Genomic DNA, 25,048 nt, shown 5'->3' with positions numbered 1-25,048 from the left:
TGTCACTGGGATCCATGCCTCGACGTCTCCGCCTCAACTACGTACGAAATACTTGCGCGGAATATAGATGCGCGTAACATTCGCTTCATGGCACGGCGGGGATATGTCTATATCTTGGCATCGAAGAAAAACGGGACGCTTTACGTCGGTATGACAAGCGACCTGTCGGGCCGGCTGTTGCAGCATCGCTCCGGGCACGGTTCCAAATTTGTCGATCGGTATGGCGTTATGCGGCTGGTATGGTTCGACGAGTTCGAACTGATAGTCGATGCCATCGCTCGTGAAAAGACAATCAAGGGCTGGCCGCGACAGTGGAAAATCAATCTGATCGAGCGAACAAATCCTCACTGGAACGATATCGCCTGGCATCTTGTTTAGCTGCTATTGTCTGTGCCTTATCGGCAAAACACACGTAATAGCTCGGCCCGCAATACACCAAGCGCGCACAATCAGGTTTGCTCATCGCTCTATTCTCCACTATGGAGTGGGCAAATAGAGGATTGACCATGAGCCTATTCGATACCATCCGCAACACGTTCGTGCCCATTCACCGCGAGGGCTATCCCTTCATTGCGGCGTTTTTCCTGGCGTCGCTCGTGCTTGGCTGGTTCTGGGACCCGCTGTTCTGGGTCGGCCTGGTGTTCACCATCTGGTGCATCTATTTCTATCGTGACCCCGAGCGCGTCACGCCGCAGGATGACCGGCTGGTGATCAGCCCGGCCGATGGCAAGGTGTCGTCTGTCGGCCCGGCCATCCCGCCGCGCGAGCTGGACCTCGGCAGCGAGCCGATGCTGCGCATTTCGGTGTTCATGAATGTGTTCTCCTGCCATGTGAACCGCGCGCCGGTGACGGGCCGCATCGAGCGGATCGCCTATCGCCCGGGCAAGTTCCTCAATGCCGAGCTCGACAAGGCGAGCGCGGAAAACGAGCGCAACGGTCTCGTCATCGACAGCGTTCACGGCAAGGTCGGCGCGGTGCAGATTGCGGGCCTCGTCGCGCGGCGCATCGTTTGCTGGGTCAAGGAAGACGAGCCGCTGGGCGCAGGCGAGCGCTTCGGCCTCATCCGCTTCGGCTCGCGCGTCGATGTCTATCTGCCTGAGGGAGCCACCCCGCGCGTCGCGGTCGGCCAGACGGCGGTGGCGGGCGAGACCGTTCTCGCTGAATTCGGCAGCGACCGGCCCGCCGCGCTCGTGCGGACGATCTGACGCCCATGGAAACGCCGTTTCCGCCTTTCGAGCCGAACGGTCCCGCCGAAGAGGGCAGGGGGCCGCGCCTTTCGCAGATACCGATGCGGATGGTGATCCCCAATGTCATCACCGTCCTCGCCATCTGCGCGGGCCTGACGGGCGTGCGCCTCGCCTTCGAGAATCGGTTCGAAATGGCGGTGTCGATGGTGCTCGTCGCCGCCTTCCTCGACGGTATAGACGGGCGCGTCGCGCGCATGATGAAGGGCTCGTCGAAATTCGGCGCGCAGATGGATTCGCTCGCCGATATCGTCAATTTCGGCGTCGCCCCGGCGCTGGTGCTCTATTTCTACATGCTCGACCAGGCGCGTGCCTTCGGCTGGATCGCCGCGCTGCTTTATTGCATCGCCTGCTGCCTGCGGCTCGCGCGCTTCAACGTCATGATCGAGAACCCGCGCCAGCCTCCCTGGCTCGGCAATTATTTCATCGGCGTGCCCGCTCCGGCGGGAGCGATGCTGGTGCTGTTGCCGGTCTATCTCGGCTTTCTCGGGCTCGATCCCTCGCGGACCATCGCCTATTTCGCCTCCATCTACACCGTCGCCATCGCCTTCCTGCTGGTCAGCCGCCTGCCGGTCTATAATGGCAAGGCAGCGGGCCTTGTGCGACGCGACGCGGTGATGCCGCTCATTCTCGGCGTCGTTCTCTATGTCGCTTTCCTGATGAGCTACACATGGCAGACCCTGGCGCTGACGGCGATCGCCTATCTCGCCTTCCTGCCCTTCAGCGTCGCCGCCTGGCGCAAGCGCATGGCGGCGGAGGCGGCGAGCCGGAGCGAGGATTAGACCTTTTCATATTTAGAGAAACGGTTGGTTGACACTTTCATCGTTCCGGTCGCGTCACCGCAGAGGCATGGATCCCAGTGACGAGCACTGGGATGACGGGGGGAGATGTTTTTTCACTACCGGATATGCTTCCGCCGAGCGGGGAGGTTGAAGTTTTACCTGCCAGCACCAAAGCAAACCGTCATCCCAGTGCTTGTCACTGGGATCCATTCCTCTACCTCTCCATGGCAACAACGGTCCAAAAGCTGAATTCAGGCCATTCCATCAAAACATGAACGGCGCTAGGCCCCTCAGCCCGGTTCCTTGTCCAGCGACATGTAGTCGAGCGGCAGCTCGGTCGTGTATTTGATCTGCTCCATCGCGAAGGATGACGATACGTCGCGAATGTCGATCTTGGCGATGAGGCGCTTGTAGAAGGAATCGTAGGCGGCGATGTCGGGAACGACGACGCGCAGGAGATAATCGACATCCCCGCTCATGCGATAGAATTCCACGACTTCAGGGAATTCCGTCACCACTTCGGAAAAGCGCTTCAGCCACTCGTGATTATGCGAGCTCGTGCGGACCGACACGAAGACGGTCACCCGCGCATTGATCCGCACCGGATCGAGAATCGCCACGCGCCGCTTGATGACGCCGTCCTCCTCCAGCTTCTGGATGCGCCGCCAGCAGGGCGTCGTGGAAAGCCCGACTTTCTTGGCGACGTCAGCAACCGCCAGCGTTGCATCTTCCTGCAGAAGCCGCAGAATTTTCCGGTCCAGTCTGTCCATGGCGTCGCCTCTCGATAATGCACGAAAGCTCATGCGCTTAAGAATGGAATACCTTATGCAGCATGAATGCTAGAGTATCCAAGAAAGGCTTTCTACTTATATCGTGCTTAGGCGAATTTATTTTCCGTTATCGGTCAATTCCTGAACAAGGCGCTGCAAAACAGGCACAAGTTCCCGGTCAAACCAGGGATTGCGTTTCAGCCAGCCGCTATTGCGCCAGGAGGGGTGGGGCAGGGGCAGCACGATACGTCCGGCTTTATCGGGCGCTTCGAGGAAGGCGCGCCAGTTCTCGACGGTTTGGGTCAGGCTCTTCTGGCGCCGGTCGGGCATATGGTAGGCCTGCGCATATTGGCCGATGGCGATGATGAGCTTCAACTGCGGCATATCGGCGAAGACGCGATCATGCCAGATCTCGCGGCATTCCCTGCGCGGCGGCAAGTCGCCGCCCTTGGCGTCATAGCCCGGAAAGCAGAAGCCCATGGGGATGACGGCGAAGCGGGCCGGATCGTAGAATTCCTCGCGCGTCACGCCCAGCCATTGCCGGAGGCGGTCGCCCGAGGGATCGTTGAAGGGCACGCCCGTATTATGGACGCGGATGCCGGGCGCCTGCCCGCATATGGCGATGCGCGCCGTCCGCGACATCACGCAAACCGGGTGCGGCTCATGCGGCAGCGGCTTGCCATGGCGCGGCGCGTCGAAGCACACGCGGCACTGCGAGATCTCGTCCCGCAAGCGGCTTTGATAGGTCACATTTGCTCCAGAGTGGTTTTGATAAGGCTCTTGAGCCAAAGATAGAGCTTCCGCAGGAAGGTTTCGAGGGGTGAGGGCGCATTGGGGAGCGCTTCCTGCGCTTGCCGCGCCTTTCGCCAGTCCTGCGGACGTTCGAAGGTTCCGGCCCATATGCCCCGCCGCATGGTCCGGGCCATCTCCTCCTCCCCGGCATAGCGGCCATAGGCGACGGCCCACCCTTCCTCGACCATCTGGCGGTTGAGGTCCGTCCCGCCTATCCGGCAATCGCTGAGGAGCCGCTGGTATTTGTCGATGCCCCGCCCGGTGCAGCGCACGCTCCGCCCGTTGATGAGCGCTTTCAGCGCATCGCGCGCTTCCACGCCGCAGGCATAATCCTGCCCGCCACGGCGGCAGCTTTGGCCCATCTCGGGCGCATCGATTCCGGCAAGGCGGATGTGCTGGCTGCTGATGACGAGCGTATCGCCGTCGATGATCCGCGCGGGCCCCGTCACGGGCTCACCCGTGGGCGGGGAGGTTTCGAGACGCGCCACCACCAGCGCGCCGAGGGCGAAGAAGGCGATTGCCAGGAACCAGTCGAACAGACGCCGCAACGGCCGCCGCCGGGGAGGCTCGCCGTCATAATACCATCTGCCGCGCCGGTACATGCGCCGATACATGGTTCCTACACTGTTCGATTGCGGTATTTGATTATTTATCTAACGTAAAGCTTGAGGTTCTTTTAATCATTTCTCCATATTCTGCCCCTCTGTGATCGATCCTGGGCTGTGGAACATGAGGCGGAAACTGCGGAAATGACAATGTCATCCCCGCTTATCGACAAGAATGTCGTCGACCGCCGCCGCGTCCCGCGAAATCCCGAGCTTGCGAAGACCATGCGGAAAACCCGCGACCGCCTGCTCGAAAAGGCCGGACAGGCCAATTACGAATATGAAATCCTGCGGATATATGCCCGGGCGGTAGTGGCGAGCGCCGTTCCCATCGGGCTTCTCGTGGCCATGGTGGCGGCGGCGGGATTTGTGGTCGGCCTCGAAAAACAGATGGTGATCTGGCTGGTGCTCACCATCGGCTGTTTCTCCTTCCTGATGCTTTCCGCCCACAAGTTCATCAACACGCCGCAGGAAGCGCTCGATATCGAGCAGTGGAAGAACATCTTCTTTGCCGGCCATGCGCTGACGGGCATTGGCTGGGCCTATTTCGCATCGGTCCGCTGCACCACATGCGGCATCGACTTTTTCCCCTTCGCGCAGGCGCTGGTCTTGCTGGTGGCGATGGCCGCGACCGCGATCATCTGCTCGGCGCTGCGCGGCGCGACCGTTGCCGCCTTCGCATTGCCCATCGTGACCTACAGCCTGACCACCGGCCGGGAACTGCCCCCCACCTTCCATGCCACCATGGTGGTGATGCTGGTCATGGCGCTGATTTTCTTCACCTACATCGCCACCCATTTCAACCGCTCTGCGCGCATGACGCTCGCTTTCCAGAGCGAGAAGGATGCGCTGATCGCGGAGCTCGAAACCGCCAACGCCATGTCCGACGAGGCCCGCCGCCGGGCGGAGGAGGCCAATCTCGCCAAATCTCGCTTTCTGGCCTCGATGAGCCATGAGCTGCGCACGCCGCTGAACGCCATCCTGGGCTTCTCCGAGGTCATGTCCAAGGAAATACTGGGCAGGATGGCCAACGACACCTATCGCGATTATGCGCGCGACATCCACACCTCCGGCCAGCATCTGCTAAACCTGATCAATGAGATACTGGACCTGAGCCGCGTCGAGGCGGGACGCTACACGCTCAATGAGGAGCCGGTGCAACTGGTGGATGCGGTGAACGAGAGCATCCACCTGATGCAGATCAAGCTGCAGAAGAAGAACATCAAGCTGACGGAGCATTTCGAACAGGAATTGCCGCTGCTATGGGCGGATATCCGTTCTGTCCGCCAGATCGTGCTGAACCTTCTGTCGAATGCGGTGAAGTTCACCCCGGCGAATGGGGAAATCCAGGTCAAGGTCGGATGGACGGCGGGCGGCGGACAATATATCTCGGTCCGCGACAACGGCCCCGGCATCCCGCAGGAAGAGATCCCCATCGTGCTTTCAGCCTTCGGGCAGGGCAGCATCGCCATCAAGAGTGCGGAGCAGGGCACCGGCCTCGGCCTGCCGATCGTCCAGGCGCTGATGGCCATGCATGGCGGCGAGTTCCGGCTTTACTCGAAATTGCGCGAGGGTACCGAAGGCATAGCCATCTTCCCCGCCGCCCGCGTCATGGAAGCAATGCCCGCGATCAAGCCGAAGACACGTCCGGCCAAGAGAGCAGCGAAGGGGTCGAGGGCTGCTGCTTAGAGCCTTTCAAATTGAACGGTAGCGGGACAGCGCCCCCCTCTGCCCTGCCGGGCATCTCCCCCTTGCGGGGAGATGCCCGGCAGGGCAGAGGGGGGCGCCTCGCGGTTCCATCAAAACATGATTTGCTTTCCAGCCTACCCCTTCCTCAGCGAAACCTTCCGCAGCGCCTCGAACAGCTTTTTCTTGTCCGCAGCCGTGAGCTTGGGCTCATCGACCATCCTGTCGAAAAGCGCCCGCTGGCCCGGCCTGATCCGCCCTTGCGAAACCAGCACTGCCTGCAACTGCCTCAAAATCGCATCTCCCGTTTCGCCAATGCGCGCGCGCAGCACGGGAAGCGGAATGGGCTTCGTATTCTCTCGCGGAACGGACATCCAGTCGGCGCGGTAGCGGTATTGGATGGCCTTGGCGGCGTCGATCTGGGCGCGCAGAAACGGGCCGATGGAGTCCGGCGCAAGGCCGATTCTGCCCGCTTCGGCTTTCGAGGCCGCGATGACCTTCTCTTCCTGCGCGATATCCTCGACCGGCTGATGGCTTGCCGCCTTATAGGCAGCCACATCCTTCATATAGGCCAGCCGCTGGTCGATGAGGCTGAAGAGCTTCTGGTCTTCGGCCGCACCAGCCATGGAAGGGGTTATGAGGATGGCGATGATGAATAACAGTCTAAGCAAGGCATTTATCCCCATAAGTAACAGTCTGTGGAAAACTTGCCTTATCCATGAATATCAGTCCATTTATTTCTGATACGCTTCGCTTATCTTTCAAGTCGCGCCAGCAGGGAAGACGTGTCCCAGCGCCCGCCGCCTATTTTCTGAACTTCCTTGTAGAATTGATCGACGAGAGCGGTAAGGGGAAGCGCCGCGCCGTTGCGGTCGGCTTCGGCGAGGCAAATGCCGAGGTCCTTGCGCATCCAGTCCACGGCGAACCCGAAATCATATTTGCCCTCATTCATCGTGTGGGAGCGGTTTTCCATCTGCCAGGAGCCTGCCGCCCCCTTGGAAATGGTTTCCACTACTTTTTCGATGTCGAGTCCCGCTTGCTTTCCGAAGTGGATGCCTTCGGCCAGTCCCTGGACGATTCCGGCAATGCAGATCTGGTTGACCATCTTGGTCAATTGCCCTGCACCTGACGGTCCCATCAGGCCGACGGAGCGCGCGAAAGCGCTGATAACAGGCTTTGCGCGCTCGAAAACCGCCTCGTCTCCGCCAACCATCACCGTGAGCACGCCGTTTTCCGCCCCAGCCTGACCGCCGGATACCGGCGCATCGAGGAAATGGAAACCGCGCTCCTCGGCCTTTACCGCAAGCTCGCGGGCCACTTCCGCCGATGCGGTGGTGTTGTCGATGAAAACAGCGCCCGGCTTCATAGTGGAAAAAGCGCCGTCCTCGCTGGTCGTCACCTGCCGCAGATCCTCATCATTGCCGACGCATGAGAAGACGAAATCCTTGTCTTTCGCCGCCTCCGCCGGGGTAGCGGCATATGCCCCGCCGAATTCCTGCGCCCATTTTTCGGCCTTGGCCGCCGTGCGGTTATAGACTGTGACATCATATCTGCCGCGCGTCTTCAGATGGCCGGCCATTGGATAACCCATTACGCCCAAACCGATGAATGCAACTGTCGTCACGGCCCATATTCCTCTTCAACCAATAGTGTGGGATGCTTCGTCTAGCGGTGAGTCTACGATCTTGAGAGGGAAACTAGGCGAATGCGTCGCATCATCAAAGTTCTTTTGTGGCTTCTGTTCTTTCTCGTTCCCCTCGCATTGCTGGCAGCGGCGGCGTTCTTCGTCTGGATCGGCCGGTCCGTCACCCGGCCTGATGGCGAGGCGCAACTGGAGGGGCTTACCGCGCCGGTGACCATCGTGCGAGACCGCAACGATGTGCCGCATATATCGGGCGCATCGCTCCCGGATGTGGCGATGGCGCTGGGCTTTGTGCATGCGCAGGAGCGGCTGTGGCAGATGGAGGTCGCGCGCATGGCCGCGCAAGGGCGGCTTTCGGAGCTCTTCGGCGAAACGACTGTTGGCACCGATATCTTCCTGCGCACTCTTGATCTCCATGGCGCTGCCGCCCAGTCACTGAATGCACTGACGCAGAGCGACCGGGCGGTGATCGAGGCTTATGCCAAGGGCATCAACGCCTTCATCGATGCGCCGGGCAGGCCGTTCGCCTCGAAATATTCGCCTGAATTCGTCATTCTCAGCCACAAGCCGGCGCCATGGCGGCCCGCCGACGTGGTCGCCGCCGTCAAGATGATGTCGCTCTCGCTCGGCGCCAACATGGCGCAGGAGATCGAACGGCTCAAATTCGCGCGCCTCGGGATGACGGATGCTGAAATAGATGACCTTCTGCCGCCGCTCAAGGCCGACAATCCGCCGCCCCTGCCGGACCTCAAAAACCTGCTCGGCCTCGCCAGCGGGCCGATCGATGCGGCGTCGCTGGCCGAAGAGCAACGTTTTGCCGCCATCGACGCCTTGATGGGCAAGGGCGCATCGAACAATTGGGTGCTTTCGGGCGATAAGACGGAGACCGGAAAGCCGATACTCGCCAACGATCCGCATCTGGAATTCTCCGCCCCCTCGCTCTGGTATCTGGCGCATTTGCAGGTGAAGACGCCTGATGGTGAGACGCGCAATGTCGTCGGCGTCACTTTGCCCGGCACGCCGCTGGTCTTCCTCGGGCGCAACGATCGCGTGGCCTGGGGTTTCACCAATACGGATCCGGATGTGCAGGACCTTTTCATCGAGCGGATCAATCCGGAAAATCCGGATGAATATCTGACGCCGGACGGCTATCGCTCTTTCGACAAGCGGACGGAAACGATCAAGGTCAAGGGCGTCCCCGATAGGACATTCGAGCGCCGCGTGACCCGGCACGGCCCGGTACTGCCGGGGAGCTATCGCGGCATCCAGCGCTACCTGCCCGAGGGAACCGTGGCAGCTTTGCAATGGACGGCCTTCGCCACCGATGACACGACGATGTCGGCGGGGTTCGGCCTGTGGCATGCGGGGTCGGTGACGGAGTATTTTGAGATTGTGCGGGATTTCGTGACGCCGATGCAGTCGATGGTCGTGGCCGATGTCGACGGTAATATCGGCCTTATCGCGCCGGGCCGCGTGCCGGTGCGCGATCCCGCAAACCTGGTCATGGGCCGCGCGCCGGTGCCCGGCTGGGACGCCACCTATGACTGGAAGGGCTATATCCCCTACGAGGAATTACCGCGCCAGTATAATCCCCCGCGCGGCGGCATCGGCACGGCCAATACGAAGATTGTCGATTCGAGCTATAAGCCGTTCATCACCTTCGACTGGGACGAGCCATGGCGGCAGGAGCGTATCAACACGCTGCTGCTCGACAGCAATGCCCGGCAGACGCTCGAAACCAATCGCGAGGCGCAAGGCGACGATTATTCCCCGGCCTATGCGGCGCTCGGGCCGGTCATGCTCAAGCTGGTCGAGGGGCGCAGCGACGTGGACCGGGAGGCCGTCACGGCGCTCCAGCGCTGGGATTACCGGCAGGACAGGACGCGCAGCGAGTCGCTCATCTTCGAGGCATGGCTTCGCGCCGCCACGAGGCGCATCATCGCCGACGATCTGGGCGAGGCCTTTCCCGATTACTGGAAGGCGCGGGCAAGCGCCATGCTTCGCTGGCTCGCTCCTGATCCGGCGCGCGACTGGTGCGACGACCGCCGGACACCGGAAAAGGAAAGCTGCGCCGACGAACTGGCGCTCGCCCTCAAGGACGCGTTGAGCGACCTCGAAACGCGCCTCGGACCCGACCGCAGCAAATGGGCTTGGGGCGCCCTGCATTACGCCTATGGCGCACACCGGCCCTTCGCGCGGGTAAGCCCGCTCAACCGGATTTTCGATGTGAACGAGCCGATGTCTGGCGGCGCCTTTACGCTTGACCGCGGCACCTCGAACTGGAACGACGACGTCAATCCCTACCGCGCCACTCACGGCACCAGCTATCGAGGCATATTCGACTTGGCCGACCTCGACCGTTCCACCTATATCCAGACCACCGGCCAGTCGGGCAATGTGCTCTCACCGCATTATCGGGATTTCGCCGCGCGCTGGGGCAATATCGAGGCGTTCACCATTCCCGTGGCGGAGGATGCGTATCGTGATGGCGCGCTGGGGACATGGCGGCTGGAGCCGAGGTGACAGCCTAATACGCAGAGGTCGGCGGGACAGCGCCCCCCCCCTGTCCTGCCGGACATCTCCCCCGCAAGGGGGGAGATTGGCTGATATGGCATTTACCGCACAGCTTTCGACCCTTTGCGATTGATACCGAGCATCTATGAAAGCGCAATCTCCCCCCTTGCGGGGGAAGATGCCCGGCAGGGCAGAGGGGGGCGCTGTCCCGCCAGCGCTGGAGTGCTTCACAGATAAAACTGTTGCTATGGCGCCCCCCTTCACCCTCGCCCTTCGAGGCTCGCTTCGCGAGCACCTCAGATGAGGGTGAAGGGGGGCGGCGGCGGCGCTTCAGTAGCCCTCATGGTGAGGTGCGAATGGAGCGCAGCGGAATTCGCCTCGAACCACGAGGGCGCTTGGCTCCTACGTCAGCGGCACCATCACCGTCTTCGCAAACGCCGGGCGGGCCTTCAACTGCTCATACCACCCCATCAGATTCGGAAAATCCGGCCGGCCCGGCAGCGGCAGTTCCGCCCAGGAGTAGATATAGACGCCGAGCGGAATGTCGCCCATGCCGAATTCGCTTCCCGAGAGCCAGGGCTGGTCGGCCAGCGTCTTCTCGGGCACTTCCAGCGCCTTGGCGAAAGCGGCGACGGCGGCGGAGAGGATTACCGGGTCGCGCTGATCTTCGGGCAGACGTAGCCCATGCCAGATGATGTCGCGGTAGGCGTTCGATAGCCGGGTGCTCGCCCAATCCATCCACTTCTCCGCATCGGCCCGGCGGGCAACATCATCGATCCAGAGCGTCTCTGCCCCATATTTCGCGGCGAGATAGCGCACGATCGTGTTCGATTCCCACAGGACGAAGCCGTCATCCTCGATGACAGGCACGAGGCCGTTGGGGTTGAGCGCGCGATATTCTGGCGTATCGACAATGCCATAGGAGCCGCCGGCGAGGACATTCTCATAGTCGAGGCCGAGCTCGGACGCCGTCCAGAGCGCCTTCTTCACATTGGTCGAATTGGGTCTGCCCCAGATTTTCAGCATGGCTTTTTCCCTATGGAGGTTAGCGAACGAGATGGCGCGTCAGGCGTCGCTCGAAGAAATCCCAGATATTGCGGATTATCTCGACAATGCCGAAATAGATGAGCGCGGCCCAGAGATAAGTCTGGAAATCGAAGGTCTGGGAATAGGCGCGGCGCGTCTCGCCCATCAGATCATAGACGGTGATGATGGCGACGATGGCGGAGCCCTTGAGCAGCAGGATCAGCTCGTTGCCATAGGGCCGCAGCGCGACGATCAGCGCCTGCGGCAGGATCACCTTCCAGAACGTCACCCTCTTGGAAACCCCAAGCGACGCCGCGCCTTCCCACTGGCCGACAGGCACACTCTTGATCGCCCCGCGCAGGATCTCGGCTTGATAGGCGGCGGTGTTGAGCGTGAAGGCGAGGACGCCGCAATTCCAGGCATCCCGAAAGAACACCCAAAGCCCCAGATCTTGGAGCACCGGGCGGAACTGGCCGAAGCCGTAATAGATGAGGAAGGTCTGCGCGAGCAGGGGCGTGCCGCGGAAGAAATAGACATATCCGCCCGAAAGCCGGCGCAGCCAGCGGTTCTTTGACAGGCCGCCCATCGCGATGGGAACCGAAACGATCATGCCGAGCAGGAAGGAAATGCCGACAAGCGCAAGGGTGATCTGGAGGCCGGACCAGTATTTGGGCGCATACCGGCTTATGAGATCGATGCTCCAGACATCATAGAGATAAAGGGCGAGGCCCGCGAAGAAGGCAAGCCAGATGCCGACGAGGATGTAGCCGGCCACGCGCTTGCCCGTCCAGGGGCGGGGCAGGGCGGGCGGGCGCAGCACCGTTGCAGCGGGGGACATGGCGGTATCGGTCGTCATCATGCGCGACCCTTCATGTTCTGGCTCTGATACGCCCAGTTCTCGATGCGGTTGATGAAGTAAGACGAGATGATGGCGAGCACCAGATAGAGCATGCAGGCGACACCGTAGAACAGGAAGGCTTCCTTGGTGACGCGGGCGGCGACGCCAGTCTGGCGCATGATGTCGGCAAGGCCGATGACGGAGATGAGCGAGGTATCCTTGAACAGCACCATCCAGAGATTGGCGAGGCCCGGCAGCGCGATGCGGACGAGCTGTGGCAGGATGATCTTGCGCATCGTCAGCCCGTTTGAAAGGCCGATGGCATAGCCCGCCTCATATTGCCCGGCGGGAATGGCGCGGAAGGCCGAGAGGAACACTTCGCTCGCATAGGAGGAAAAGACGACGCCGAGCGCCACCATGCCGGCGACAAAGGAGTTGATCTCGATGGTGGCGTCGATTCCGAGCAATGAGACGAGCTTCTGTAGCCCCATCTGCGCGCCGAAATAGACGAGAAACATCGTCAGGAGTTCCGGCAGGCCGCGAAAGATGGTGGTGTAGATATTGGCGGCGAGCCTTATGGAAGGTTCCTTGGATTGCTTCCCCATGGCGACGAAGAAACCGGCCAGCAGGCCCAATGGCAGGGTTGCCAGCGCCAGCGATACCGTGATGAACACGCCGCTGGCTATGCTCTTGCCCCAGCCCCCTTCGCCGAAGCTCAAGAGCGCCGCATAATATTCCATCCGCCTTTTCCCTCTCAGGACCGCTAGAGCAACTCACCGCTTTAGCCGGTCTGGCGTTTACCCGATGGTGCGTTCAAAATGAACCGGTTTCTCCGAAAAAGCGGCGGAATTCGCTTCCGCCGCTTTTTGTTTATTCAGATGCTGGCGGGACAGTACCCCCCCTTTGCTCGCCCTTCGGCAAGCTTAGGCCGACAGAGGGGGCCGTTGGCGCCTCCATCAAAACGCGGCCTCAATCGCCATAAACGTCGAAATCGAAATATTTGTCGTTGATCTTCTTGTAAGTGCCGTTGGCGCGGATGGCGGCGAGGGCGTCGTTGAACTTCTTCACCAGTTCAGGCCGCCCCTTCTTGATGGCGATGCCCATGCCGGGGCCGAAAATCGCGGGGTCCGCCTTGGCGGAGCCGATAATCTTGCAGCAGGCGCCGTCGGCCGTCTTCAGCCAATTTTCGATCACCACGCGATCGTCGACAGCCGCGTCGAGACGGCCATTGGCCAGATCAAGCTGATATTCCTCGGCGGTCGGGTAGGATTTGATATCGCTGTCCGTGTAGGTCTTTTCCGAAAAATTGGAAAAAGTGGTCGACCCCTGCACGCCGATGGTCTTGCCGGCGAGATCTTCCTTTGTGATGCCCTTGATATCCGTATCCTTGGGCGCGACGACGGCCGGCGGCGTGCTCATATATTTGCTGGTGAAATCGACCTGCTTCTCCCGCTCAGGCGTGATCGACATGACCGCGATATAGGCGTCGAACTTGCCGGCCTGCAGGGCGGGAATAGCGCCGTCCCAATCCTGGGTGACGAAGCTGCATTCCGCCTTCATCTGATCGCAGAGCGCCTTGGCGATGTCGATGTCGAAGCCTTCCAGCTTGCCATCGGGAGAAAGCGTGTTGAAGGGCGGATAAGCGCCTTCGGAAGCGATGGTCAGCTTCAGTTTGTCCTGAGCCTGCGCGGTATTGACCGCGATAGCGCCCATGGTCACGGCGACGACGGCTGCGGATGCCGCAAGAGCGAAACGCTTCATGATACGCATGATGATACTCCTGTATCTGCAAGTCCCAAGCCGTTCCCCATCTTTTTATGCAGCATGGAACTCAAGTGACGGCAAAAGCCGCCTATGGGAGGAATATTCCCATTATTTCCGGTTTAAAAGCAATAGGGTTCGAAGTGTCGCCTGCTCTTAGAAGCCTTGGCGGGACAGTAACCCCGTCTGCCCTGCCGGGCATCTCCCCCACAAGAGGGGAGATCGACCTTCATTGATGACGGCACCTAATCTTGCGACGTTGGTGATTAGCGAAAGTGGTTCTGACAGCCAATCTCCCCCCTTGTGGGGGAGATGCCCGGCAGGGCAGAGGGGGGTATTTGGCGCACCATTACAACAAAAGCGGCGGAACAAATTGCCCGCCGCTTTTTCAAATTCAAATCTCGATCAGACGGTCCGGCTCACTCGCCGTAGGCGTCGAAGTCGAAATACTTGTCGTTGATCTTCTTGTATTCGCCATTGGCGCGGATGGCGGCGATGGCTTCGTTGAACTTGGCGACCAGTTCAGGACGGCCCTTCTTGATGGCGACGCCGGCGCCGGGGCCGTGGATCTCGTCAACCGGCTTGATGGTGCCGACAACCTTGCAGCATTCGCCTTCCGGCGTGTTCAGGAACTTCTTGAGCACGACGATATCGTCGGTCGCTGCGTCGATACGGCCATTGGTCAGGTCGAGGAAATATTCCTCGGCGGTCGGATAGGATTTGACCGTGCTGTCGGTGAAGGTCTTTTCAGCATAGGTGAGGTGGGTGGTGGAGCCCTGCGCGCCGATAGTCTTGCCGGCGAGGGCTTCCTTGGTCGCGCCCGCGATGCCGGAATCCTTCGGCGCGATGACGGCCGGGGGGGTATTGTAATATTTATTGGAGAAGTCGACCTGCTTCTTCCGCTCGTCGGTGATCGACATGGATGCGATGAAGGCATCGAACTTGCCGGCCTGCAAGGCGGGAATTGCGCCGTCCCAATCCTGGGTCACGAAGGTGCATTCCGCCTTCATCTGGTCGCACAGCGCCTTGGCGATGTCGATATCGAAGCCTTCCAGCTTGCCGTCAGGCGTCAGCGTGTTGAAGGGCGGGTAGGCGCCTTCGGAGGCGATGGTGAGCTTCAGCTTGTCTTCCGCCTGGGCGGTGTTCATTGCAATCGCGCCCATCGTCAAGGCAACGGCGGCCGCGGACGCTGCAAGAGCGAAGCGCTTCATAATACGCATTTTGTCTAGACCCCTTTTGTTCATGCCCGGCTGTTCCCCGTCTTCTTTTTGGTTCAGCCTTCGGGCGGCAGGCGCGTATAGCCACGCCTATCGGCGAATAATCCCACTATTTTACGAGCAAAAGCAACAGCTATTCGCGGCTTTTCCCCGCCGATGAGAAGAACCGTGCGCATGACATATCGACGCATTTTCAGCGCAATCCGCTCTGAACCTCGACGAAATCGGCGATGCGGATGATGTCGTTTAGATCGAAAACCGGGGCGCTTTCGCCCGAAACCGGGTGATCGGCGGCGACGGCGACGATGTTGGGATCGCTTGCAGAAAGCGGCTCGCCCTTGCGGCCTTCGAGGCGGCGCACCTCGATCTTCTTGTGAGAATCGCGCTTATAGCCCTCCACGAGAACGAGATCGCAGGGGCTCATCCGCGCGACGATGGCTTCGAGCAAGGGCTCGTCCTCATTGTCCAGTTCATGCACCAGCGCCCAGCGGCGGGCGGACACGATGGCCACTTCGCCCGCCCCGGCCTTGCGGTGGCGAAAGGAGTCGGTGCCCTCATGGTCGATGTCGAAATCATGGTGCGCGTGCTTGATCGTCGCGATGCGCCAGCCGCGCCGCGTCAGTTCCTCGACGAGACGGACGGTGAGGGTGGTCTTGCCGGAATTCTTCCAGCCGGTGATGCCGAAAATGCGTTGTTCGCTCATGACTTGAGTTTTGCCAGCAATTCCGCCGCCCGCGCAAGGTCCTGCGGCGTATTGATGTTGAAGAAAGCATTGGCGTTGTCGGGAAAATCAGCTTCCGCCACACGGTATCGGCTGGCCCAGGCGCGCATGCCCGGCTTCTCGCCGCTGTTGAGAAAAGCGGCAAGGTCAGCTTCCAGCGCCACGGGCCAGAGGCCGGCAACGGGATGTACATTGCCGCCCGATGCCGCCAGCACAATGTCCGCTACTTCTGCCGCCGTCACGAGGCGACTTACTAGATCAGGAGGAAGGAAGGGCGTATCGGCGGCGGTTGTCACCACATGGCTCGCGCCCTTTCCAGCCGCATATCGCATCGTCGCGTGAAGTCCGGCGAGGGGGCCTTTGAAGCCGGGAATCCTGTCTCCCACCACCGGCAGCCCGAATGGCTGAAAGCGGGCGGGGTCGCCATTGGCGTTGATGATGAGATCGGGCAGTTGCGGGTGAAGCCGCGCGATGACATGGGCAATGACAGGCTTGCCGCCCAGAGGCAGGAGGCCCTTGTCGCCGCCGCCCATGCGCGTCGAGCGCCCTCCGGCGAGGATCACGCCCATGAGCTTGGGCGGCGCGGCCATCTTACGCCGCCTCCCTGACCGCCGCCGCTTCCGACGCTTTATCGGCAAGCCGCGCGCGCCTGATGACGACGCTCTCGCGATAGAGCATATAAATGCCGCTGAGGACGACAATAACGGAGCCGACGATCATGGGAAGATCGGGAATATCGCCGAAGATGACGAAGCCGAGCAGGATCGCCCAGAGCAGGCTCGTATAGCGGAAGGGTGCGACAAAGGAAATTTCGCCCGTGCGCATCGCCAGGATGACGAAATGATAGCCGATGAGGAGCAGGATCGAGGCGACCATGAGGAAGCCGATTTCCTCCCAGCTTGGCTCAACCCAGCCGCCCATGGGATGGATGAGGCAGGCGCCGGTCAGCGTGACGATGAACGAGGTCAGCGCCGAAATCATCAGCGTAGGCATCGTCTGCGGCACGCGCCGTGTCGCCAAGTCGCGGCAGGCGGTGAAGAGCACCCCGACGAGCAGCACCGCCGCGTAAGGGTTGATGCCGTCAGCGCCGGGGCGGATGATGATAAGCACCCCGACAAAGCCGATGGTGATGGCAAGCCAGCGCCGCCAGCCGACCTGCTCCTTCAGGAAAAGCGCGGCAAGCAGCGTCACAGCGAGCGGAACGGACTGGAACACCGCCGAGGTGAAGCCCAGCGACAAATGCGCCAGCGCGACGAGATAGGTGATGGTCGCGCCGAGTTCCCCGAGCGCGCGCAGCAGCACCATCGGATGCATCATGTTGCGTGGCGCGACCAACGCCTTCTGCTGCTTGGCGAGCAGCAGCACCACCGTGGTGGCGAGAATACCGCGCAGGAACATGATCTGCCCGACATTCATGCTTTCGGAGAGATATTTGGTGATGGAATCATTGATCGTGAACGTGGCCATGGCCAGCATCATGTAAACCGAGCTGCGAATATTTGGAGAAAGCGCCACGATGGGATGATTCCGAAGGAAGGCAGTAGAAGACTATAGGCCAATATGCCTTTTATAGCGCGATGTCTTCTGCTTTTTACGGAGGAGTTCATCAGGAAATAGCGGGAGGAAAAGCGCGCCAGCTAAGCGTTGGCGAGCGCCACGAATTCTTCCACGCTCAGCGTTTCCGCCCGCCGTGTGCCGTCGATCCCGGTCTTTTCCAGCAGCGCCTCGCCGCCGAGCGATTTGAGGCTCTGCCGCAGCATCTTGCGCCGCTGGCCGAATGCCGCCTGTGTCACCCGGCCCAGCCTTGTGGCGTCGCAGGCGAGCGGCGTCTCGCGCGGGATGAGATGCACGACCGACGAGGTCACTTTGGGCGGCGGGGTGAAGGCTTGCGGCGGCACGTCGAAGGCGATCTTCGCTTCCGTCCGCCATCCCGCAAGCACGCCCAGCCTGCCATAGGCCTCGCTGCCGGGCTTGGCGACGATGCGCTCCGCCACCTCGCGCTGGAACATCAGCGTCATCGAGGCGTAGAAGGGGGGCCATGGCTCAGCCAGCAGCCAGTTCAGCAGCAATTGCGTGCCGACATTGTAGGGCAGGTTGGCGACGATGCGCGGCTTTTTGCCATCGGGCGTCAGACTGGCGAAATCCTGTTCCAGCGCGTCGCCGGAAATGACATTGAGCCGTTCCGGATAATGCGCTGCGACCTCCTCCAGCGCAGGCAGGCAGCGCTCGTCGCGCTCGATCGCCGTCACCAGCGCGCCTTGGGCGAGCAGCGCCCGCGTCAGCCCGCCGGGGCCGGGGCCGACCTCGATCACCGGTTGGCCGGTCAGATCTCCGGCGGTGCGGGCGATCTTTGCCGTCAAATTGAGGTCAAGCAGGAAGTTCTGGCCGAGCGACTTCTTCGCCATCAGGCCATGGCGCTCGATCACGTCGCGCAAGGGAGGCAGGCTGTCGATGCTCATGCGGCGTTACGCGCATTGTCCGCGAGCGTGCGGGCGAGCCGGAGCGCTGCAATCAGGCTGTCGGGCTTGGCGATGCCCTTTCCGGCGATGTCGAAAGCCGTGCCGTGATCGGGCGAGGTCCGGATGAAGGGCAACCCGAGCGTGACATTCACCGTCTCGTCGAAGGCGAGCGCCTTGGCGGGGATCAGCGCCTGATCATGATACATGCACACCGCCGCGTCATAGGTAGCGCGGGCGGCGGGGTGGAACATTGTGTCGGCGGGGAGGGGGCCGCGCACGGCAATGCCCTCAGCCGCCAGCGTCTCGATGGCGGGACGGATGATGGCATCGTCCTCCTTGCCCATCGCGCCGCCTTCGCCCGCATGCGGGTTTAGCCCCGATATTGCGAGGCGCGGATGAGCAATGCCGAACCTCTCCCGCAATTCCCGCGCGGTGATGCGCGACACGGCGACGATGTCTTGGGTCGTCAATTGCTTCGGCACTTCCGCCAGCGGAATATGGATCGTCACCGGCACGGCGCGCAATTGCGGCCCCGCCAGCATCATTACGGGGGTAGAGGGCGTTCCCGTATATTTCTCGGCAAGCGCGGCGAGGAACTCCGTATGGCCGGGATGCGCAAAGCCCGCCTCATAAAGCGGCTTCTTGGCAATGGGGCAGGTGACGACCGCCGCAGCACGCCCTTCGAAGGTGTACGTTACCGCCCGTTCGATCGCCTCGATCGTCCCTGCGGCGTTTTCGGCACGCGGCTTGCCGGGGCTGTCGATCTGGCGGTTTTTCAGCGGCACGATGGGCAGGAAATCGCCAAACAGCGCCGCCGCCTCTTCCGGCTCGCAGATTTTAATCGGAATGGTCTCGCCAAGGCTTCGCGCCCGTGCGGCGATAAGGTCTGGATCGGCAATGAGGAAAAAGGCTGGAATATTCTCCGCCTCGCGCCGTTTCCAGGCGGCGATGGCAATTTCCGGTCCGACGCCGGACGGGTCGCCGCCACTGACGGCTAGCGGTAGCATTGGAGTGTTCCGCCTTTAATGGGACGCACCGGCGAGACAGCGCCCCCCTCTGTCCTGCCGGACATCTCCCCCGCGAGGGGGGAGATTGGCTGGAATGACGCGCGGCCCTCATTCTGCAACGCTGGCGATTGAAGCCGAGCATCAATGAAGGCGTAATCTCCCCCCTTGCGGGGGAGATGTCCGGCAGGACAGAGGGGGGCGCCTAGCATTTCCATCAAAACAATAATTGCTCTACCGATTGACGATGCGAGCCTTGGCCCGCAGCTCTTTCAGGTAATCCTCGCTAAGCTTCTCGCCCGCATTGTCGCCGCCGACTTTCTTCTCCGCATCCTGGATGGAGAAGACGAGCTGGGCGACGCGGTCATTGGAAACCTGGCGCGTCGAGCAGATGGCGAGGAACTCAACGCCCTTGTCTGTGTCATGAACCGGTGTGGTCCGGCCCGCCGCCGTCTTCTTGACGTCGTCCGCCCAGTCGCCGGGCAGTTGCGGTTCCAGAACCCGGGGGAGGTCGCGCACCGTCACATCAAGCATGCCCTTGGTCAGCTGCCGCGTGGTATCGCAGCTCTGGAAGCGAGCGCGGAAGGCATTGGCTTCCTGCCGGCGCCTCGGAATCATTTCCTTGCGCTTGTCGGCGGGGATGACGAAGATCACCTGCTGCAGCTGATACTCGGTCGCGCTCGGCTTGGCCCCGCCCTGCTGCAGCATGCGCTGGACTGCATCCTGCTCGCTGATCATGCCGGAGGAACGGGCCTTTGCGCTCAGCACCCGGCCCCAACCCATTTGCACCATGATGAAGGTCTTGAAATGCTCAGGCGTCACGCCAGCCTTGTTGAGTACCTCCGAGAGCTGTGCGGGCGTCAGCTTATTACGCGAGGCGAACCCGGCGAAGGCGTCGTCGATTTCCTTCTTGGAGATATCAATACCGCGCCGCTTCATCTCCATGCGCTTCAGCATGTCGTTGATCAGCTCTTCCTTGGCGATCTCGTTGAGATTGCCAGTCTTGCGCTGCAGTTTCAGGAAGGCCGCGCGCCGCTGTATGTCAAAGCTGGTGATCGGATTGGCATCGACCAGCACCCGGATTTCGTTCGCCTGGACCGGCTGCACGAAAGCATCGCCGATAGCCGCAACGCCCATGCCGGTTATCAGCAGGGCGGCGAAAAGTCGCTTGCTTCGTTTCATCATCTTAACTCTCGATCCCCGGATTCTGGCCGCAAGACACATTTTTCTTCAATATTTATAAATGGCGCAGTGCGGCGAAACGATGACTGCCCTTGCCCTCGTACACCCTGCATTATTCATCCTGCGGGAGAGCAGCCGTGCTCGATCCAAAATCGCCTAGCGTGCGGAACGCGATGTTGAAGCCAATGGTGGTTTTGGGCTCTTCATCCACGGCTCCATTGGTGCGAGGATTGCGAGTCTGGCTGACAGTCATCGAATAGGTGAAGCATTCGTCGTCATAGGCGAAGCCAGCGGACACGTTGGTGAGCGTTTCCGAAACCAAATCGTAGGTGGTGCCGCCGAAGACGCTCCAATGCTCGGCCACTTTCAGCGATGCCGCGCCGCCGACTTCCTGACGGTTCCGCGTATAGCCATATTGGGGCTGGGCATCGATATAGGCATAGCGCATTGAAACGGACAACCGCGACCAGCTCTGCGCCGCCTCCAACTCTCCGCGCCGCAATTCAAACGTTTCTTCGTCGAACCGCCCACGCGCCGCAAGCGTCAGCCCACGATTATTAGAGGCTCCGATCATCGCGACATAATCCGAACGCGCCGTCTCCAGGCCCGATTCGGCGCCTACATTGACAAAATCGCTTTCGGCGAAGGAGTTCACACCGCCAAGCTGGAAGGATTGACCGGCGAGTCCATAGAGCGACCAGTCATTGTTGAGATTGCCCGAATAACGGATGCCGAGATTGGCGCGATGGCCGCCTTCGACACGGTCATAGCCGGAGAATTTGTCACGCTGGAACAGCGTCGTCGCATCGAAGACGAAACTCTGTGCGTCTTCGTTAGGCAATTGTCCGGCGTAGCGTTCGTTGTTGCGCAGGAAGATTTGCGCCATCGGCTCGATGACATGCGTTGCGCTCGTCGTCGAGAACAGGATCGGCCAGCGCATTTCGAGGCCCGCGGTCGCCATGACGCGGAAAGCCTCCGAACGCACGACATCAATCGTGCTGTCGGGCTGATATGCCGAAGTGTCGAAATTGCTGTCGACACCGATCCCGTCGCCTCGCAACGCCAGCAGTGGTGTTATGACGAGACCGCCTGGCGCCATGAAGGTACGCTTCCACTCCGCCTCGCCCGTGATCCGTCCGCTTGTGCCGTTGATGCCGCCCATGCGGGTATAAGGACTGGGGGGATTGAAGTCGGCATTCTCGCGATAAATCCCCTGAACATTCATGTCGAAGTTCAGTTCGCCGCCATAGACAGGCTCCGGCGCGACATAGGAATAATCGATGCTCGGGAGCACCCAGGGCTGTCTGGAGTTGATCTCCCACTCGCTGCCGGGCAATACGCTTTCCTGCACATTGAACTTATAGAAATGCAGGTTGAAATAGCTTCGATCGCCCAGGCCACTTAAGTAAACCTCGTTCTTGATCACTTGGTCTGAGTACCCTGCCAGGCCGTAGGTCCGGCTGAAATTCTTGTCCGACTGGGCAATGACGTTCCAGCCGAAGGTCCAGCGTGGGTTGATCTCGAACTTGCCCTTGGAGGCGACCATGCCGCGGTCCGTATTGACCTGATCAACGGTGCCGCCACCGAACTCGTCCGGCTTATTCTGATGGATGCCGGCTATACGGAGATTATAGCTGCCATTTTCCAGCCGGTGACGCCATTCCACCTCGCCCAGGAAGCCCTGCTGGGTATAGGCAGTGGTGGAAAAGGTCAGGTCGTAATTGGGTGCGAGATTCCAGAAATAAGACCCACGCACGCCGAAGCCCAAGTCTTCGTCATAACGGAAGCCGGGAAAGAGGAAGCCGCTCTTGCGCTTGACCGTTGGGTCCGCCATTTCGAAGGCTGGAAAATAGGCAAGCGGCATGCCGAACATTTCGAAGCGCCCGCGCTCGAAGCGCACGGTCTTCGTGGTCCCGTTCCAGATGATCTTGCGCGCCTTGACCTGCCACAGCATCGGCCGGGTTGGATCTTTCTTGCAAGCCTCGCAAGCGGTGTAGATGCCATTGTTGAAGGTCGTGATTTCACCACCGCTGCGTTCGGCGCTTTCGGCGACGAAGCGCGTATTGTCCGTCGTCTCGACGCGCAGGCTGTTGACGAACCCGTCGCGGAAATCGTCGGTGACATCCATCTTGTCGGAATAGATGCGGTTGCCGTCCTTCTCGACGATCTCCACATTCCCTTCCGCCAGCATCCGGTTGGTACGCTGATTATAGGTCACCTTGTCGGCAACCAAGCGGTTGCCGTCATATTCGATCCTTACCGCGCCTTGAGCGGTCACGGCCTGGGCATCGTTGTCATAGACGAGTTCGTTCGCCTGCAACACCATCTTGGCGTTGGGGTCGGTTTGGAACGAGCTGCCGAACTCGCTCTGCGCCTGCGCATACGAGTCGGATAGGGTAGGGGCCGTGAGGGCGCATGCCAAGGCCGTCCCGCGCAGAAACCACGCGAGCCGCGCCGGCAACACCGTGCGGGCTTTACTCAATCCCACTAACCATCCTCCTTGTGCAGTAAAAAGGAGACCCCGAAGAACATTGCGATTACAACAGGGACCCAAGCTGCCACGAAAGGTGGAACGAAGCCAGCGGTCCCGAATGCTTTGACCAGAACAGTCACAACATAAAGCACGAAGCCGGCAATCACGCCACCCAGAATCATTGTTCCAGATTGCCCAAATCGCACAAATTTCAACGACACGGTAGCGGCAATCAGCGTCATCGCCATAAGAAGTGCGGGTAACGCCAGAAGCGATTGAAATTGCATGTCAAACGCGTTGGCGGAATAGCCGAACGAACGGGCGGCTCTGATCTTTCCGGGCAGTTCGAAAAAGGGAATCGCTTCCGGCGCGGCGAGCCGCTCCTCCACGAATTCGGGGCGCAGTTCGGTAGGGATGCGCATCTGCGCGATCTTCTGCGGCTCCTGCGCCACGGCGAATCGTGTGACGTCGCTGAGCTGCCAGTACCCATTCTCCAGCTGCGCGGTTTTGGCGTCGAAGCGCTCCCTGATCGTCTCGTCCTTGTTGAGCTCGATGAAGGTCGCATCACCCAGCGTCGCGCCGCGATTGAGGATGTGCTTGGCGCCGATGATCGTCTCGCCTTCGTCGGTCTTCTGCCGGAGCCAGGGAACGCGCGATTCGGAGGAATCGGTCGACCGGGCTCCCGTCCACGAGGCCTGGATTTCCTCCGCTTTGGAGAAACCGTAGGCCGCAAGCGGATTGAGGATGAAGATCGACGCCAGCCCGAAGAGGAAGGCGCCGAGGCAGGCGGGCAGCAGGAATTGCCATGCCGACACGCCGACCGAGCGCGCCACCACCAGCTCATATTTGCGATTGAGCGAAATCAGCGTCGCCATCGCCGAGAACAGCGCGACGAAGGGAATCATCTGCTGCATGATGAAGGGAATGCGCATGGCCGAAATGGCAAGCGCGCCCAATGCCGAATAGTTGGGCAGCGCTGAAAGCTTGCCCGCATTCTCGGTGAAATCGAGCAGCAGAGACAGGGCGAAGATGCCCAGCAGGAAATAGAGCGTCATCTTCACATAGCGCGTGAAGAAATAGCGTCCCAGCGTCCAGCCGATCATTGGCCGCCTCCTGCCCGCTTGCGCGGCCCGAACAGGCCCGTCACGGCAGCACCCCAGGCATCGAATCGGTCCTGGAGCCGGTCCGACCATCGTGTCGGAAGCCCGAGGCGCCGCCCCGTCGCCAGCATATAAATGGCGACCGCGCTGACCCCGAACGGCATCGCATACATGAGATACACATAGTCGAAGCTCTTGTCCGCACGCTCGGAGGCGAAATATCCCGCCCAATAGACCAGGAGCGACGTGGTGATTGCGGTGAAGGATGCCGACACCCGCGCCTCGCGATGCGAGCGCGAGTCACCAGCCACCGCCAGCGCGATGAGCGCAAATACCATTGGATAGAGCCATTCCGTCAGCCGGCGGTGCAGTTCCGCGGTGAAACGCAGCGGCTTCTGCTGGAATTGCGGATCGTTCGGGTCGGGATGAAGCAGATAATCAAGCGGGCGGTCCTTGGCATAGATGGTCTTCTCATCCGCCGCCGAGGCGAACTGGCTCAGGTCGAACGCATAGGTGTTGAACTTGATGATTGAGACGTTTCCGGTCTTCACGTCACGCCGCTGCACTTCGCCATTTTCCATCAGCAGCACCTCGCCGCTCTTGGTCTGGGCCACGCGACCGTCCGCCGCATAATAGATGAGGTCGACCGTGGGCTCGCGCGAATCGGCGATGAACAGGCCGCCAATATCGCCGTTTTCCTTGCGTTCGGCGATCTGGACATAAAGATTGTCGCCGATCTGCCGGAACGTGCCGTCCTGAAGCACAACATTGATGAGGTCAGCCCCCGCATCGGCGATCATCTCGCGCATGTTCATGCGCGCATAGGGATCGACGAAATTGGCGATCAGGAAAGAGGCGATGGATATAAGAACAGCGAAGAGCAGGATCGGCCGCATCACCGCCGAGCGCGGGCTGCCGGCGGCGTTGATCACCACCAGCTCCGAATCCTGGTTCATGGTCGAAAGCGTCTGCGCGATGGCGATGACCAGCGCGAACGGCATCACCAGCGGGATGGCCGAGGGCAGCAGCAGCGAGCTGAACTGCAGGATCGTATTGAGGGTCTGGCCGCTGGTCGTGAGAAAGTTGATGCGTTGCAGCACCTGAACCGTCCAGGTGATGCCCACGGCCGCCCCGAGAACGGCAAAAAACATAAGCGCGACGCGGCGCAGGATGTATAACTCGATCAATCGCATGTGGTTTAAGAGTTACATCCTGTCCCTGTTAGCATATTC

At 60.8% G+C, this 25,048-nt stretch carries 24 protein-coding genes; 5 read left to right on the top strand and 19 right to left on the bottom strand.

Annotated features, from left to right (window positions below; genetic code table 11):
- Window positions 1-87: 87 nt before the first annotated feature.
- The 3 genes from IEX53_RS10605 (at window position 88) to pssA (ending at window position 2,026) form a co-directional block, all read left to right on the top strand.
- On the top strand, window positions 88-378 hold the full coding sequence (locus IEX53_RS10605; RefSeq protein WP_188824141.1) for a GIY-YIG nuclease family protein: 291 nt from the start codon (window positions 88-90) through the stop codon (window positions 376-378).
- A 128-nt stretch (window positions 379-506) separates the two neighbouring features.
- The gene (locus IEX53_RS10600; RefSeq protein ID WP_188824140.1) at window positions 507-1,205 is read left to right on the top strand and encodes a phosphatidylserine decarboxylase; all 699 of its coding nucleotides are present in this window, start codon (window positions 507-509) and stop codon (window positions 1,203-1,205) included.
- A 5-nt stretch (window positions 1,206-1,210) separates the two neighbouring features.
- Window positions 1,211-2,026 carry a CDP-diacylglycerol--serine O-phosphatidyltransferase gene (gene pssA / locus IEX53_RS10595; protein WP_188824139.1) on the top strand — a complete coding sequence of 272 codons (816 nt, stop codon included), beginning with the start codon at window positions 1,211-1,213 and terminating at the stop codon, window positions 2,024-2,026.
- A 290-nt stretch (window positions 2,027-2,316) separates the two neighbouring features.
- Here the strand turns inward: pssA and IEX53_RS10590 are convergent, their stop codons facing one another.
- The 3 genes from IEX53_RS10590 to IEX53_RS23875 form a co-directional block, all read right to left on the bottom strand.
- Complete coding sequence (locus tag IEX53_RS10590; protein WP_188824138.1) at window positions 2,317-2,796, bottom strand: Lrp/AsnC family transcriptional regulator; 480 nt, start codon at window positions 2,794-2,796, stop codon at window positions 2,317-2,319.
- 117 nt (window positions 2,797-2,913) lie between these two features.
- Window positions 2,914-3,546, bottom strand: coding sequence for a uracil-DNA glycosylase family protein (locus tag IEX53_RS10585; protein WP_373288625.1), 633 nt, complete (start codon window positions 3,544-3,546; stop codon window positions 2,914-2,916).
- Window positions 3,543-4,202: a thermonuclease family protein gene (locus IEX53_RS23875; RefSeq protein WP_236016129.1), complete on the bottom strand. Its 660-nt coding sequence runs from the start codon at window positions 4,200-4,202 to the stop codon at window positions 3,543-3,545. Before IEX53_RS23875 ends, IEX53_RS10585 begins: the two co-directional genes overlap by 4 nt.
- A 141-nt stretch (window positions 4,203-4,343) precedes the next feature.
- Here IEX53_RS23875 and IEX53_RS10580 point away from each other — a divergent pair, with 141 nt between their 5' ends.
- Window positions 4,344-5,882 carry a sensor histidine kinase gene (locus tag IEX53_RS10580; RefSeq protein ID WP_373288624.1) on the top strand — a complete coding sequence of 513 codons (1,539 nt, stop codon included), beginning with the start codon at window positions 4,344-4,346 and terminating at the stop codon, window positions 5,880-5,882.
- Between the two features lie 134 nt (window positions 5,883-6,016).
- Here the strand turns inward: IEX53_RS10580 and IEX53_RS10575 are convergent, their stop codons facing one another.
- Both IEX53_RS10575 and IEX53_RS10570 read right to left on the bottom strand, forming a co-directional pair.
- On the bottom strand, window positions 6,017-6,550 hold the full coding sequence (locus tag IEX53_RS10575; RefSeq protein ID WP_188824135.1) for a chorismate mutase: 534 nt from the start codon (window positions 6,548-6,550) through the stop codon (window positions 6,017-6,019).
- An 83-nt stretch (window positions 6,551-6,633) separates the two neighbouring features.
- Window positions 6,634-7,503, bottom strand: coding sequence for an NAD(P)-dependent oxidoreductase (locus tag IEX53_RS10570; protein ID WP_188824134.1), 870 nt, complete (start codon window positions 7,501-7,503; stop codon window positions 6,634-6,636).
- An 81-nt stretch (window positions 7,504-7,584) separates the two neighbouring features.
- Between IEX53_RS10570 and IEX53_RS10565 the strand changes: the two genes are divergently transcribed.
- A complete protein-coding gene (locus IEX53_RS10565; protein WP_188824133.1) occupies window positions 7,585-10,044 on the top strand; it encodes a penicillin acylase family protein in 2,460 nt (819 codons plus the stop codon).
- Between the two features lie 393 nt (window positions 10,045-10,437).
- Here IEX53_RS10565 and IEX53_RS10560 read toward each other — a convergent pair whose 3' ends face one another.
- The 14 genes from IEX53_RS10560 to lptF all read right to left on the bottom strand — a co-directional run bounded on the left by IEX53_RS10560 (window position 10,438) and on the right by lptF (window position 25,009).
- Window positions 10,438-11,061 carry a glutathione S-transferase family protein gene (locus IEX53_RS10560; RefSeq protein WP_188824132.1) on the bottom strand — a complete coding sequence of 208 codons (624 nt, stop codon included), beginning with the start codon at window positions 11,059-11,061 and terminating at the stop codon, window positions 10,438-10,440.
- A gap of 19 nt (window positions 11,062-11,080) precedes the next feature.
- Window positions 11,081-11,920, bottom strand: a complete 840-nt coding sequence (locus tag IEX53_RS10555; protein WP_236016128.1) for an ABC transporter permease — start codon at window positions 11,918-11,920, stop codon at window positions 11,081-11,083.
- On the bottom strand, window positions 11,917-12,639 hold the full coding sequence (locus tag IEX53_RS10550) for an ABC transporter permease (RefSeq protein WP_188824131.1): 723 nt from the start codon (window positions 12,637-12,639) through the stop codon (window positions 11,917-11,919). The genes IEX53_RS10555 and IEX53_RS10550 overlap by 4 nt, the downstream gene beginning before the upstream one ends.
- Before the next feature lie 229 nt (window positions 12,640-12,868).
- A complete protein-coding gene (locus tag IEX53_RS10545) occupies window positions 12,869-13,669 on the bottom strand; it encodes a transporter substrate-binding domain-containing protein (protein WP_373288623.1) in 801 nt (266 codons plus the stop codon).
- Window positions 13,670-14,079: 410 nt separating this feature from the next.
- The gene (locus IEX53_RS10540; RefSeq protein ID WP_188824130.1) at window positions 14,080-14,880 is read right to left on the bottom strand and encodes a transporter substrate-binding domain-containing protein; all 801 of its coding nucleotides are present in this window, start codon (window positions 14,878-14,880) and stop codon (window positions 14,080-14,082) included.
- A gap of 190 nt (window positions 14,881-15,070) precedes the next feature.
- Window positions 15,071-15,580, bottom strand: a complete 510-nt coding sequence (gene mobB, locus IEX53_RS10535; RefSeq protein ID WP_188824129.1) for a molybdopterin-guanine dinucleotide biosynthesis protein B — start codon at window positions 15,578-15,580, stop codon at window positions 15,071-15,073.
- Window positions 15,577-16,188 carry a molybdenum cofactor guanylyltransferase MobA gene (gene mobA, locus IEX53_RS10530; protein ID WP_188824128.1) on the bottom strand — a complete coding sequence of 204 codons (612 nt, stop codon included), beginning with the start codon at window positions 16,186-16,188 and terminating at the stop codon, window positions 15,577-15,579. Before mobA ends, mobB begins: the two co-directional genes overlap by 4 nt.
- A gap of 1 nt (window position 16,189) precedes the next feature.
- Window positions 16,190-17,077, bottom strand: a complete 888-nt coding sequence (locus IEX53_RS10525) for a DMT family transporter (RefSeq protein ID WP_308429139.1) — start codon at window positions 17,075-17,077, stop codon at window positions 16,190-16,192.
- A 158-nt stretch (window positions 17,078-17,235) separates the two neighbouring features.
- A complete protein-coding gene (gene rsmA / locus IEX53_RS10520) occupies window positions 17,236-18,057 on the bottom strand; it encodes a 16S rRNA (adenine(1518)-N(6)/adenine(1519)-N(6))-dimethyltransferase RsmA (protein ID WP_188824126.1) in 822 nt (273 codons plus the stop codon).
- Window positions 18,054-19,064, bottom strand: a complete 1,011-nt coding sequence (pdxA, locus tag IEX53_RS10515; RefSeq protein WP_188824125.1) for a 4-hydroxythreonine-4-phosphate dehydrogenase PdxA — start codon at window positions 19,062-19,064, stop codon at window positions 18,054-18,056. The genes rsmA and pdxA overlap by 4 nt, the downstream gene beginning before the upstream one ends.
- Before the next feature lie 231 nt (window positions 19,065-19,295).
- Window positions 19,296-20,243, bottom strand: coding sequence for a peptidylprolyl isomerase (locus IEX53_RS10510; RefSeq protein WP_188824250.1), 948 nt, complete (start codon window positions 20,241-20,243; stop codon window positions 19,296-19,298).
- Window positions 20,244-20,355: 112 nt separating this feature from the next.
- The gene (locus tag IEX53_RS10505; RefSeq protein WP_188824124.1) at window positions 20,356-22,731 is read right to left on the bottom strand and encodes an LPS-assembly protein LptD; all 2,376 of its coding nucleotides are present in this window, start codon (window positions 22,729-22,731) and stop codon (window positions 20,356-20,358) included.
- The gene (lptG, locus tag IEX53_RS10500) at window positions 22,731-23,819 is read right to left on the bottom strand and encodes an LPS export ABC transporter permease LptG (protein ID WP_188824123.1); all 1,089 of its coding nucleotides are present in this window, start codon (window positions 23,817-23,819) and stop codon (window positions 22,731-22,733) included. The genes IEX53_RS10505 and lptG overlap by 1 nt, the downstream gene beginning before the upstream one ends.
- On the bottom strand, window positions 23,816-25,009 hold the full coding sequence (lptF, locus tag IEX53_RS10495) for an LPS export ABC transporter permease LptF (RefSeq protein ID WP_188824122.1): 1,194 nt from the start codon (window positions 25,007-25,009) through the stop codon (window positions 23,816-23,818). The genes lptG and lptF overlap by 4 nt, the downstream gene beginning before the upstream one ends.
- Window positions 25,010-25,048 lie beyond the last annotated feature (39 nt).

The organism is Paramesorhizobium endophyticum (assembly GCF_014640615.1).
Taxonomy (GTDB): Bacteria; Pseudomonadota; Alphaproteobacteria; order Rhizobiales; family Rhizobiaceae; genus Paramesorhizobium; species Paramesorhizobium endophyticum.
The sequence above is the reverse complement of the archived record's forward strand: the minus strand, read 5'-3'. Positions and strand labels throughout refer to the sequence as shown.